Annotated in this window: 9 protein-coding genes; 8 read left to right on the forward strand and 1 reads right to left on the reverse strand. The window is 45.5% G+C overall.

What is annotated here, in order from left to right:
- Positions 1 to 19 precede the first annotated feature (19 nt).
- The 8 genes from OO016_RS05355 (at position 20) to OO016_RS05390 (ending at position 10,949) form a co-directional block, all read left to right on the forward strand.
- Positions 20 to 3,112: a TAT-variant-translocated molybdopterin oxidoreductase gene (locus OO016_RS05355; RefSeq protein ID WP_266011443.1), complete on the forward strand. Its 3,093-nt coding sequence runs from the start codon at positions 20 to 22 to the stop codon at positions 3,110 to 3,112.
- Positions 3,113 to 3,138: 26 nt separating this feature from the next.
- Positions 3,139 to 4,608, forward strand: a complete 1,470-nt coding sequence (gene nrfD / locus OO016_RS05360; protein WP_266011445.1) for an NrfD/PsrC family molybdoenzyme membrane anchor subunit — start codon at positions 3,139 to 3,141, stop codon at positions 4,606 to 4,608.
- Between the two features lie 2 nt (positions 4,609 to 4,610).
- On the forward strand, positions 4,611 to 5,138 hold the full coding sequence (locus tag OO016_RS05365) for a DUF3341 domain-containing protein (RefSeq protein ID WP_266011447.1): 528 nt from the start codon (positions 4,611 to 4,613) through the stop codon (positions 5,136 to 5,138).
- A gap of 3 nt (positions 5,139 to 5,141) precedes the next feature.
- A complete protein-coding gene (locus tag OO016_RS05370; RefSeq protein WP_266011449.1) occupies positions 5,142 to 5,702 on the forward strand; it encodes a c-type cytochrome in 561 nt (186 codons plus the stop codon).
- 16 nt (positions 5,703 to 5,718) lie between these two features.
- Complete coding sequence (locus OO016_RS05375) at positions 5,719 to 7,041, forward strand: quinol:cytochrome C oxidoreductase (protein WP_266011451.1); 1,323 nt, start codon at positions 5,719 to 5,721, stop codon at positions 7,039 to 7,041.
- A gap of 32 nt (positions 7,042 to 7,073) precedes the next feature.
- Positions 7,074 to 8,132 carry a cytochrome c oxidase subunit II gene (locus OO016_RS05380; RefSeq protein WP_266011453.1) on the forward strand — a complete coding sequence of 353 codons (1,059 nt, stop codon included), beginning with the start codon at positions 7,074 to 7,076 and terminating at the stop codon, positions 8,130 to 8,132.
- A 39-nt stretch (positions 8,133 to 8,171) separates the two neighbouring features.
- Positions 8,172 to 9,995: a cytochrome c oxidase subunit I gene (locus tag OO016_RS05385; protein ID WP_266011455.1), complete on the forward strand. Its 1,824-nt coding sequence runs from the start codon at positions 8,172 to 8,174 to the stop codon at positions 9,993 to 9,995.
- A gap of 129 nt (positions 9,996 to 10,124) precedes the next feature.
- Positions 10,125 to 10,949 carry a GIN domain-containing protein gene (locus tag OO016_RS05390; protein ID WP_266011457.1) on the forward strand — a complete coding sequence of 275 codons (825 nt, stop codon included), beginning with the start codon at positions 10,125 to 10,127 and terminating at the stop codon, positions 10,947 to 10,949.
- Positions 10,950 to 11,038: 89 nt separating this feature from the next.
- On the opposite strand, the gene pckA is transcribed toward OO016_RS05390, so the two are convergent.
- Positions 11,039 to 12,637: a phosphoenolpyruvate carboxykinase (ATP) gene (pckA, locus tag OO016_RS05395; RefSeq protein ID WP_266011459.1), complete on the reverse strand. Its 1,599-nt coding sequence runs from the start codon at positions 12,635 to 12,637 to the stop codon at positions 11,039 to 11,041.
- Positions 12,638 to 12,764: the final 127 nt, after the last annotated feature.

Consider the following 12,764-nt stretch of genomic DNA (forward strand, 5'->3'; position numbering starts at 1 on the left):
AGCGAAACAGACGTAAAGCATGGCATCAAACAAGATATATTGGAAGAGTGAAGCGGAATTAAATCCGAATGATTCCATTATTGAGACGCTAAGACAAAATGAGTTTCCTGAGGATATTCCGGTTGATGAATTCCTTGGTGACAAGGAAGGCCTTTCCAGTGGAAACACTAACCGACGAGATTTCCTTAAATACGTCGGGTTTAGTACAGCTGCAGCAACTATGGCTGCCTGTGAGGGACCGGTTAGAAAATCTATTCCTTATGTGGTTCAGCCAGAACGCATAGTGCCCGGTGTAGCCAATTATTACGCCACTACTATTGCAAATGGCTTCGATTTTGCCAGTATCCTCATCAAGACAAGAGAAGGAAGACCAATCAAGGTAGAAAACAATAAGGACGCCAAGACTCTGGGAAGTGCCAATGCGAGAATTCAGGCTTCGGTATTGTCCTTATATGATAGTACTCGGCTTCAGGGACCTACTGCTAATGGTGAATCCATTGAGTGGGATGCCCTGGATGGAGCTGCAAAAACAAAATTTGCTTCCCTTCAGGCTTCAGGTGGGCAAATTGCCTTTCTTACACAAACTTATGCCAGTCCGTCTACTAACAGACTGATGGCAGATTTCAAAGAGAAATTTGGCAACGTCAATCACGTAACATACGATGCGATCTCGGAGGAGGCAGCAGTAAAAGCTTATGAGACCCTATACGGATCCAGAGCTCTTGCAGATTACGATTTCAGCAAGGCTGAGCTTATAGTTTCTTTCGGAGCTGATTTCCTGGCTGATTGGCAGGGGGGTGGATATGACTCCGGCTATGCCAGGGGAAGAGTTCCTGCTGAGGGCAAAATGTCAAGGCATATCCAGTTTGAATCGAATATGTCCCTCACCGGGGCCAACGCGGATAAACGCGTGCCGCTTACTCCTGCGGAGCAAAAGAAAGCTCTTGCCAGCCTCTATGGAAAGCTCAATGGAAGTACTGTAAGCACGGACTTGAAGGACAGCATTAAGGAAGCTGTGGATCAGGCTGCTGAACAAATTAGGAATGCAGGTGCCAAAGCTGTGGTGGTAACCGGGTTGAATGACCTGGATGCTCAAAAGCTGGTGCTTTCCATTAACAAAATGCTCAACAGTGAAGCCTTCGATGCTACCTCCCCCAGATATATCAGGCAAGGGAATAGCGAAGCACTGGCTGCTCTTATCCAGGATATGAAAGCTGGTAATGTGGGAGCGCTTATTATGGATGGGGTGAACCCCATGTTCACATTGCCTAATGCTGAGGAGTTCGCTGAAGCAGTTGGTAAGGTCGACATGACTGTCGCTTTTTCTACAAACCAGAACGAAACTACAGAGATTTGTCAGTACGTGGCTGCTTCTAACCACTACCTGGAAAGCTGGGGTGATGTGGAAATGAAAAAAGGCCATTACAGTCTTACCCAGCCCGCAATACGGGAATTGTTTGATACCCGCCAGTTCCAGCAGGCTGTACTTAACTGGATGGATAGCGAACAATCCTATTACGAATACATAAAAGACACCTGGAGTACCACAATCCTCGGGGATAGCTCCTGGGACAAGGCTCTTCATGATGGTGTTTATTCCCTTAGCGGTGATATGGCTGCTTCTTCTGAGCAGGAAAATCCAGAAGTAGCTGCCAGTATGGAAGACATGACTGCGTCCGTGCAGCGTCTTGCCAGGACTGCAGGTGCTGAAATGGAGCTCATACTTTACTCCAAGGTAGGCATGGGAGACGGGCAACAGGCCGGAAACCCCTGGTTACAGGAATTCCCTGATCCAATTACAAGGGTTTCCTGGGATAACTACCTTACTATTTCACGCGCGGATGCTGATAAATTAGGTTTCGTAAACGAAAATGTGGCCAACGGGGGACTGGATGGCAGCTATGCCACGGTTACCGTTAACGGGGTAAGGCTGAATAAAGTTCCTGTGATCATCCAGCCTGGACAGGCACCAGGCACCATAGGTATGGCCCTTGGTTTTGGAAGAAGAGTAGGGATGAAGCCCGAAATGATGACCGGGGTAAATGCCTTCAAGCTTTATAACGGATTCAATAATATTCAATCCGTGCAACTGGAGAAATCCTCCGGAATGCACGAATTTGCTTGTATACAACTACATAAAACTCTGATGGGTAGGGGTGATATCATTAAAGAGACCACCCTTGAGATCTTCAATACCAGGGACCATGCAGAATGGAATCCTGTACCCAAAGTTTCTCTGGACCATCAGGAAGTTCCCGCTACTTCGGTAGATTTATGGGACAGTTTTGACCGTTCCATAGGGCACCACTTCAATATGTCTATTGATCTAAATGCCTGTACCGGATGCGGTGCCTGTGTTATTGCCTGCCATGCAGAAAACAACGTTCCTGTTGTAGGAAAGCGGGAAGTAAGGCGCTCCAGGGATATGCACTGGTTGCGAATAGACCGTTACTATTCTTCCGAAGACACATTTACTGAAGATGTTGAGAAAAAAGAAGGACTATCCGGTGCCATCGAGTCCAAAGTAGGATTTGGTGAAATGGAACAGGCTGCTGCAAATCCGCAAGTGGCATTCCAGCCGGTAATGTGCCAGCATTGTAACCACGCACCCTGTGAAACGGTTTGTCCGGTGGCTGCAACATCACATAGTCGACAGGGGCAAAACCATATGGCGTACAACCGTTGTGTGGGTACCCGCTATTGTGCAAACAACTGTCCTTATAAAGTAAGACGATTTAACTGGTTCCTCTACAATAATAATGATGAGTTTGATTACCACATGAATAACGACCTCGGTAAGATGGTTATCAATCCGGATGTTACCGTAAGGTCAAGAGGGGTAATTGAAAAGTGCTCACTTTGTATCCAAATGACCCAGAAGACCATTCTGGACGCCAAGAAAGAAGGTCGCGAGATCAGGGATGGGGAATTCCAGACGGCCTGTTCCAATGCATGTAGCAGCGGAGCGATTGTTTTTGGAGACATTAACGATAAGGAGAGCCAGGTAGCTAAACTCAAGGAGAGCGACCGTATGTACCACCTGCTGGAAAGCGTGGGCACGCAACCTAACGTTTTCTACCATGTTAAAGTGAGGAATACAGAAGAAGCATAATCAACATAATAAACTAAATTCAATATATGGCATCGCATTACGAAGCACCAATCAGGAAACCCTTAGTTCTGGGAGACAAAGGCTACCACGATGTGTCCGTAGATATTGCTGCTCCAGTGGAAGGCAAAGCCAACAAACACTGGTGGATTGTTTTTTCCATTTCGCTTGCAGCGCTGCTCTGGGGTATTGGTGCAATAGTGTATACCATAAGTACCGGAATTGGTACCTGGGGATTGAACAAAACAGTTAACTGGGCCTGGGACATTACCAACTTCGTATGGTGGGTAGGTATTGGTCACGCAGGAACACTGATCTCGGCAGTATTGCTGTTGTTCAGACAAAAATGGAGAATGGCGATTAACCGCTCCGCAGAGGCGATGACTATTTTCTCGGTTATCCAGGCGGGGCTTTTTCCTATTATCCACATGGGTAGACCGTGGCTCGCCTACTGGGTGGTTCCTATTCCAAACCAGTTTGGTTCACTCTGGGTGAATTTTAACTCTCCCCTATTGTGGGACGTATTTGCGATCTCCACCTATCTGTCGGTTTCCCTGGTATTCTGGTGGACTGGTCTTCTTCCCGATTTCGGGATGATCCGGGACCGCGCCGTGAAACCATTTCAGAAAAAAATATACAGCCTGGTTAGTTTCGGGTGGACCGGAAGGGCCAAGGACTGGCAGCGCTTTGAAGAGGTATCCCTGGTACTGGCCGGGTTAGCTACACCTCTTGTACTTTCTGTGCATACCATTGTATCCTTTGACTTTGCAACATCGGTAATACCGGGATGGCACACCACCATTTTCCCTCCCTACTTCGTTGCAGGAGCGATCTTCTCAGGATTTGCCATGGTGCAGACCCTGCTGATCATTATGCGTAAGGTATGTAACCTGGAAGCCTATATTACCGTTCAGCACATAGAACTGATGAACATTGTTATTATGATAACTGGTTCGATTGTGGGATGTGCCTACATCACCGAGTTATTCATTGCCTGGTATTCCGGAGTAGAGTACGAGCAGTACGCCTTCCTCAACAGGGCAACAGGTCCTTACTGGTGGGCATACCTGCTGATGATGTCATGCAATGTGGTGTCTCCGCAGATCATGTGGTTCAAAAAGATCCGAACCAGCATCATGGTATCTTTTATCATATCTATTGTAGTAAATGTTGGGATGTGGTTTGAAAGGTTCGTGATCATTGTTTCTTCGTTGCACAGAGATTACCTGCCATCTTCCTGGACCATGTTCTCTCCAACCTTTGTAGATATAGGGATCTTTATTGGAACTATCGGATTTTTCTTTGTCCTGTTCCTGTTATATGCAAGAACATTCCCGGTAATTGCGCAGGCAGAAGTAAAGTCTATCCTGAAATCCTCAGGAGAACGCTATAAATCGCTTAGAGCGGCTGGAAAGCCGATGTATAAGATCCGTAAGGATGGTGTGGTTAGAGAAACCATCATGGATAGTGAAGGAACGTTATCAAACACTGACAAATAATTATGGCTGAAACCAAAATACACGCTTATTACGACGACGATGATGTCCTGATGCATGCCGTGAAAAAGGTGAAGGCTGCAAAGCATCATATTGAAGAAGTTTATTGCCCGTTTCCGGTTCACGGATTGGACAGGGCTATGGGACTGGCGCCTACCAGGATCGCCATAACCTCCTTCATGTATGGCTGTTTAGGACTAACCATAGCCATAGTTATGATGAACTATATCATGATACAGGACTGGCCCATGAATATTGGTGGGAAACCCAGTTTCAGCTATATTGAAAATATGCCGGCTTTTGTTCCGATCATGTTTGAGATGACGGTGTTTTTTGCTGCCCACCTTATGGTAATCACCTTCTATTTGAGGAGTAAGTTATGGCCCTTCAAGGAAGCCGAAAATCCGGATGTGCGTACTACCGATGACCATTTTGTAATGGAAGTTGAAGTGCACAACAACGAGGATGAATTGAAAGAATTATTGTTGGAGACCGGTGCTGTTGAACTGAATATTATTAAAAAGCGTCATTAAGAGATGAAAGGGTTATTCCAAAGTGTAATCGTATTGGGGATACTTCTGTTAGCTGCATCCTGTGCAGACAGCAGCAGACCAAATTACCAGTATATGCCCAACATGTATGAGCCTGTTGGCTATGAAACCTATCAGGAAGTTGATTTTCTTCCGGAAGGCACAGCGGCCCTGACTCCACCGGAGAACACGGTGAAAAGAGGATGGCTTCCCTATGAGTTCAGCAATGACGCTGAAGGAAAAGAGCTGGCAAGGGCGCAGCAGAGTCCACTGGATTCACTGAAGGCCGAAGCCAACCTGGCCAAAGGCAAGGAACTATATGATATCTATTGTGCTATCTGCCATGGCAATCAGGGAAAGGGACAGGGTACGCTCGTAAAACGAGAGAAAATCCTTGGGGTTCCCAGTTATGCCGATGCGGCACGAAATATAACCGCAGGAAGTACTTATCATACTATTTATTATGGACTGAATTCAATGGGTTCCTACGCGGGTCAGCTGAACTATGAGGAACGCTGGCAGGTATCCGAGTACGTGATGAAACTGAAAAACGACTTAACAAAATAATAGAGCGGACAGAACTATGTATACCTTTTCGAACAGACTGAGAATAGGCGCGATCATCCTGATGGCTCTGGGAATCGTTGGAATGACTATTGGTTTTATCTCCGCACCCGGATCGGTTGAGGAGGCAAAGGCGATTGTCGCTGCCCACGATGACGGACATGGTGGCTCCCATGGAGAAGAACATGCCGTAGCCGGGCATGAAACCCACGATGAAGCGTCAGCAGAAGAGCATGCCGCCCACGATGAGCATGTTTACCACCAATTGGCAAACAGGCCCTGGGCAGCACTGTATGTGGCAGCCTTCTTTTTCTTTATGATCTCCCTTGGGGTCCTGGCTTTCTACGGAATTCAACGAGCCTCCCAGGCTGGATGGTCTCCTTTGCTATTCCGTGTTATGGAGGGTATTACGGCCTATCTGGTCCCAGGTGGTATAATTGTATTTGTGTTGCTGGTCCTTTCTGTGCTTCACTTCAACCACCTCTTTCCATGGATGGATCCCGAAGTAGTGGCCGAAGACAAGATTATACAAAATAAAGCGGGGTACCTTAACCCCACCTTCTTTTTGATCAGGGCAGCCATTTACCTTGGCGGTTGGATCGCATATCGTGAAATTTCCCGCAGGCTTTCCATTGCGCAGGACAAAGCTGATGATGATTCGAACTTCAAAAAGAACTTCCGCTGGTCTGCAGGGTTCCTGGTATTCTACCTGGTAACGGAATCCATGATGTCCTGGGACTGGATCATGAGCGTTGACCCTCACTGGTTCAGCACACTGTTTGGGTGGTATGTATTTGCCAGTATGGTTGTATCCGGTGTAACAGTTATCGCCATGGTAGCCATATACCTTAAATCCAAAGGCTACCTGCCCGATGTAAACGACAGTCACATTCACGACCTGGGTAAATTCATGTTTGGTTTTAGTATTTTCTGGACTTACCTGTGGTTTGGACAGTTTATGCTGATCTGGTACGCCAATATCCCGGAAGAGGTAACTTATTTTGTACAACGAATAGAAGAATATAAATTACCATTTTTCGGAATGGTAGCCATGAACTTTGTATTCCCATTGCTGGTACTGATGAACAGTGATTACAAGCGCATTAACTGGTTTGTAATAATGACCGGTATCGTGGTGCTCCTCGGGCATTACCTGGATGTTTTTAACATGATTATGCCATCCGCGGTGGGAGACAAGTGGTTTATAGGACTTCCTGAACTGGGGGCGCTGTCATTCTTTAGCGGAGCCTTTATCTTTTGGGTTTTCAGGGCACTGACCAAGGCACCACTGCAGGTAACACGAAACCCTTACATAGAAGAGAGCCGTCAGTTTCATTATTAATGAGGTAGTAAAGACTAATTTGAAGAGTTGAAATGAGTACAGTATTAACAATAGCAGTTTTAGTATTAGTAGCCATCGCCATCTGGCAGATGACAAAAATATTTGAATTGTCGCAGGTGAAGGCCGAGATTACACAGGTGGCAAACGACAAGGATAATAAATACAACGGCTATCTCTTGTTTGCATTCCTGGTTTTTATTTACCTGATAACCATATTCTGTTTCTGGAAATACTCCAAGTTTATCTTGCCGGAAGCAGCTTCCGAGCATGGAGGAGAATACGATAGCCTGCTGCTGTGGTCTTTCGTTATTATCTTTATTGTACAGACCATTACCCAGGCACTGCTTCACTACTTCGGATATAAATACCGGGGTGAAAAAGGGAGAAAGGCCTTGTTTTTTGCTGATAATGACCGCCTGGAGTTTATCTGGACCATTATTCCGGTTATTGTACTTGCCGGCCTTATCCTCTGGGGACTGTATACCTGGACCAATATCATGGACATCAACGAAGACGATGACCCCTTGATCGTAGAGCTTTATGCCCAGCAATTTAACTGGACAGCCAGATACGGGGGAGGCGATAACGTGTTGGGTGATGCCAATGTACGGATGATCGATATAGACAAGGCCAATGTGCTTGGTTTGGATGAATCTGATCCCAATGCTGCAGATGATATTATAGTGAAAGAACTACACCTGCCGGTGGGGCGGAAAGTCAATTTTAAGATGCGTTCACAGGATGTCCTGCACTCGGCCTATATGCCTCACTTCAGGGCTCAGATGAACTGTGTGCCTGGAATGATTACAGAATTTTCGTTTACACCAACAATCACTACTGCAGAAATGCGTCTCAAGCCGGAGATTGTAGACAAGGTTAACCGAACCAATGCCATCAGGGCAGAAAGGGCAGCCAATGGCGAACCAAACTCTGACCCCTGGGAATTCGATTACGTACTCCTTTGCAATAAGATATGTGGAAAATCACATTACAACATGCAGATGAAGATAATCGTGGAAACCGAAGAAGAATACAACGAATGGATCGCCAGTCAACAAACCTTTGGGGATTTAATGGCCTCCATGAAATAATTTTGCTATAAAAAGAAAAGAAAATTTAAAAAGTCAATTATGTCTGTAACAGCACATGCAACGGGAGATGAACATGCACACGACCACGGGCATCATCACCACAAAGAGACATTTATAACCAAGTATATTTTCAGTCAGGATCACAAGATGATCTCCAAGCAATACCTGATCACAGGTTTGATCATGGGCTTTATTGGGATCGCCATGTCCCTGTTATTCCGCATGCAACTGGCATGGCCGGGGGAATCCTTTCCCATTTTTGAAACCTTGCTTGGCAAATGGGCTCCTGATGGAGTAATGGATGCCGACGTTTATCTGGCCCTGGTAACTATCCACGGGACCATAATGGTATTCTTTGTGCTGACTGCCGGACTTAGTGGTACTTTTAGTAACCTTCTTATCCCGCTTCAGATTGGGGCAAGGGATATGGCGTCAGGTTTTCTGAACATGGTTTCTTACTGGTTGTTTTTCCTATCCAGTATTATCATGGTTATTTCCTTATTTGTGGAAGCAGGACCTGCGGCAGCCGGTTGGACCATCTATCCTCCTCTTAGTGCACTGCCTATGGCACAGCCTGGGTCTGGTATGGGTATGACGCTTTGGCTGGTATCCATGGCTATCTTTATTGCAAGTTCCCTGTTAGGTTCCCTGAACTATATCGTAACGGTAATCAACCTGAGGACTAAAGGTATGTCCATGACAAGGTTGCCACTAACTATATGGGCATTTTTTGTAACGGCTATCATTGGGGTTATTTCTTTCCCCGTGCTTTTATCGGCTGCCCTTTTATTGATCATGGACAGAAGCTTCGGAACTTCCTTCTTCCTCTCGGATATATTTATCCAGGGTGAAGTGCTGCACTACCAGGGAGGTTCCCCGGTATTGTTCGAACACCTGTTCTGGTTCCTTGGGCACCCTGAAGTATATATCGTATTGCTTCCTGCATTGGGTATTACCTCTGAGGTAATGTCTACCAATGCGCGTAAACCTATTTTCGGTTATCGTGCGATGGTAGCTTCTATCCTTGCCATTGCCTTTTTGTCTACCATCGTTTGGGGGCACCACATGTTTGTATCCGGGATGAACCCTTTCCTGGGGTCGGTATTTACCTTTACCACCCTTTTGATTGCTATCCCATCAGCAGTAAAAGCATTTAACTATATCACTACACTCTGGAAGGGTAACCTGCAGTTGAATCCTGCCATGCTGTTTTCCATAGGTCTTGTTTCTACCTTCATTACAGGAGGTCTTACCGGGATCATTTTGGGAGACTCTACGCTGGATATCAACGTGCACGACACCTATTTTGTGGTGGCACACTTCCACCTGGTAATGGGTATTTCCGCACTTTACGGACTGTTTGCTGGTGTATATCACTGGTTCCCCAAGATGTTCAAGCGCATGATGAACAAGAACCTGGGATACGTTCACTTCTGGGTAACAGCAGTCTGTGCCTATGGGGTATTCTTCCCTATGCACTTTGTTGGTATGGCCGGGGTTCCCAGGAGGTATTACGAAAACACAGCTTTCCCCATGTTTGATGAACTGGCCGATGTAAACGTGCTGGTTACTGTTTTCGCACTGATCGCAGGGGCTGCACAGCTGGTTTTTGTATACAACTTCATCCACAGTATATTCTATGGTAAGCGCACCGTTCAGAATCCATGGAAATCAAATACCCTGGAATGGACAGCACCCATAGAGCATTTCCACGGAAACTGGGAAGGAGAAATCCCTGAAGTACACCGCTGGGCTTATGACTACAGCAAGACCAGGGAGAACGGAGAATACATTATAGCCGGTCAGGATTTTGTTCCCCAGAATGTCCCCTTGCAGGAGGATGAGGAAGAACTGAATCACTAAAGACTTATTTAGTATAAAGAACAATGGCCCATCTTTTGATGGGCCTTTTTATTGTCAGACAGAAGGGGTACCTGATTCACTTAAAGTATTTTCCCCTAATTTTATAATCAGAACACAAAATTTCCAAAGGTGAAAAAAATACTGTGCATCTTAATTATCCTTTCCTTTGGTGTGACCTTCGCCCAGAGAACGCCAAAAATAAAGGGAAACAGAAATGTTATTGAAGTCTTGGAACCGCTATCGGCTTTTCATACCATAGAGTTGAAGGACGATCTGCAAATCAACCTGGACGACAGTGCTTCTGAGAGTTATTCTATAATTGGTGATGATAACCTGATTGACATACTTCGCTTCAAGGTGGTAGACAGCACCCTGACCATAAGCTCCTTCTATAAAATAACAAGCAAGAAACAACTTGATATTACGGTAAACTACCGGCAGTTGAAATCGCTTATAGTCCGGAATGGATCCATAGTCACCAACCAGCGGATACAGGCAGACGAACTATCCGTAATGTCCAGTGGCACGGCCCGAATTGAACTGTCGGCCAACGCCGCCATAGTAGGGCTGTCTCTGGAAGAAAACAGCAAGGGGAATTTTAACCTGGAAGCAGACTCCCTGAATCTGGCACTTAAAGATAAAGCCAGTGTTCAGTTATATGGTGTTACCGGACAGCACCAGGTGCAAATGGAAGGGAATACCACGGCCGATTTGGAGGGTACTTCAGACAGCCTGCATATCAAACTAAAAGGAAGCCCTAATCTTAAAGCCCAGAAACTGGAATCAGCTATGATACGCTTGGAGACAACTGAAACATCAGTTGCCCGGATATATGCCTTGAGGGAACTGGAATTGCTGGCTTCTGGTGCTTCGCGTACCTACCTTTATGGAACCCCGTCAATTATCATAACCAGTTTTGAAGACAGGGCAGAATTGCACAAGGAACAGGACTAACTAACAAGGTTCAATTCTGCATTAGGACATAAAAAAACCCTGTAGTAACATTTCATACTACAGGGTTTCTTGTTAAACCATGAGTTTGATTAAACAGAGACTTCTAATTTAGGTCCGGCTTCAATTATTTCCTTATTTACTCCGGCCTCAAATTGCTTGAAGTTATCATTGAAGAGACCTATAAGCTTCCTCTTCGTTTGCTCATATTTCTCCTTGTCTTTCCAGGTATTCTTAGGTAGCAGCACATCTGCAGGTACTCCGGGACAACTCAATGGAATCTCGAAGCCAAAGGCCTCATCCGTAGTGTATTCCACATTGTTGAAGTCTTTATTGTGGATGGCGTCTATCATAGCCCTTGTATATTTAAGGTTGATCCTTGACCCCACACCATGTGCGCCACCGGTCCAACCGGTATTCACCAGCCAGGCAGTAGTATTGTGCTTTTTCATTTTTTCTGCCAGCATTTCAGCGTACTTGTTTGGGTGCCACATCATAAAGGCGGCTCCAAAGTTAGAACTGAATGTTGCCTGAGGTTCGGTTACACCCATCTCAGTTCCGGCCACTTTAGCCGTATATCCGGCTATGAAGTGGTAACTGGCCTGCTCAGGAGTAAGTTTGCTTACCGGAGGCAGTACACCAAAGGCATCACAGGTAAGGAAAATGATGTTTTCAGGATGACCTGCCATACATGGCACCTGAATATTATCTATGAAGGATAATGGATAGGATGCACGCGTATTCTGGGTGATGGTAGTATCCGTATAATCTACTTCACGGGTATCCTTGTCGTACACAACATTTTCCAGAACCGTACCAAAACGAATGGCATTAAAGATATCGGGTTCTTTCTCTGCAGAAAGGTTGATAGCTTTTGCATAGCATCCACCTTCTATATTGAAGACACCGTCATCAGTCCAGCAGTGCTCATCGTCTCCTATCAATCGGCGTTTAGGATCGGCACTCAAGGTAGTCTTACCGGTTCCGGACAGACCAAAGAGGATAGTAACATCGTCTTTTTCCCCAACGTTGGCAGAACAGTGCATTGGCAATACACCTTCCAATGGCATCAGGTAATTCATTACAGTAAATACCCCTTTCTTCATCTCACCTGCATATTGCGTACCCAGGATCACGATCTCTTTCCTTTCCAGATTAAGGTCTACACTGGTCTTGGAGGTCATCTCTGAAGTGTATCGGTTAGCAGGGAAGCCACCGGCGTTAAATACCACGTAATCGGGTTCACCAAAGTTGGCCAGTTCCGCTGCAGTAGGCATGATCAGCATGTTCTGCATGAACAGGGCGTGGTAAGCACGAGTACAAATAATACGTATTTTGAGGCGGTATTTTGGATCCCATCCGGCAAAGGCATCAACTACATAAAGCTGATCAAGGCTATTCAGATAATCAATGGCCCTTTCGTGGTTTACCATAAAGGTATGCTCATCAAGACCCATGTTGATTTCGCCCCAATCGATATTGTTTTCAGAATCTGGATGCCTTACAATTCTCTTGTCTTTTGGACTCCTACCGGTTTTCTCGCCGGAATAGGTCATCAAGGCACCAACATTGGAAATTGCGGTTCCCTTTTCCATTCTCAGTCCCAGTTCATAAAGCACGGGAACACTGGAATTCCGATATATGGTTTCAGTTTCTATCCCGTACTGTCTCAAATTAAAAGCTGCTGTCATGGATTCTTAATTTTGAAGGTTGTATTTTCTTTTTATTGGCGTTAAATGATACTTTTTTAAATATACGTGATGTACCTAAATACAATGCAAAGTAGAGGATAAATCTCAGTAAAAAAGATGATAATTA

Source organism: Lentiprolixibacter aurantiacus (assembly GCF_026241225.1).
Taxonomy (GTDB): Bacteria; Bacteroidota; Bacteroidia; order Flavobacteriales; family Flavobacteriaceae; genus Lentiprolixibacter; species Lentiprolixibacter aurantiacus.

Coding starts and splice junctions, on each gene's coding strand:
- OO016_RS05365 (WP_266011447.1), top strand. CDS start 4,611: ATGGCTGAAACCAAAATACACGCTTATTACGACGACGATGATGTCCTG.
- OO016_RS05355 (WP_266011443.1), top strand. CDS start 20: ATGGCATCAAACAAGATATATTGGAAGAGTGAAGCGGAATTAAATCCG.
- pckA (WP_266011459.1), bottom strand. CDS start 12,637: ATGACAGCAGCTTTTAATTTGAGACAGTACGGGATAGAAACTGAAACC.
- OO016_RS05385 (WP_266011455.1), top strand. CDS start 8,172: ATGTCTGTAACAGCACATGCAACGGGAGATGAACATGCACACGACCAC.
- nrfD (WP_266011445.1), top strand. CDS start 3,139: ATGGCATCGCATTACGAAGCACCAATCAGGAAACCCTTAGTTCTGGGA.
- OO016_RS05380 (WP_266011453.1), top strand. CDS start 7,074: ATGAGTACAGTATTAACAATAGCAGTTTTAGTATTAGTAGCCATCGCC.
- OO016_RS05375 (WP_266011451.1), top strand. CDS start 5,719: ATGTATACCTTTTCGAACAGACTGAGAATAGGCGCGATCATCCTGATG.
- OO016_RS05370 (WP_266011449.1), top strand. CDS start 5,142: ATGAAAGGGTTATTCCAAAGTGTAATCGTATTGGGGATACTTCTGTTA.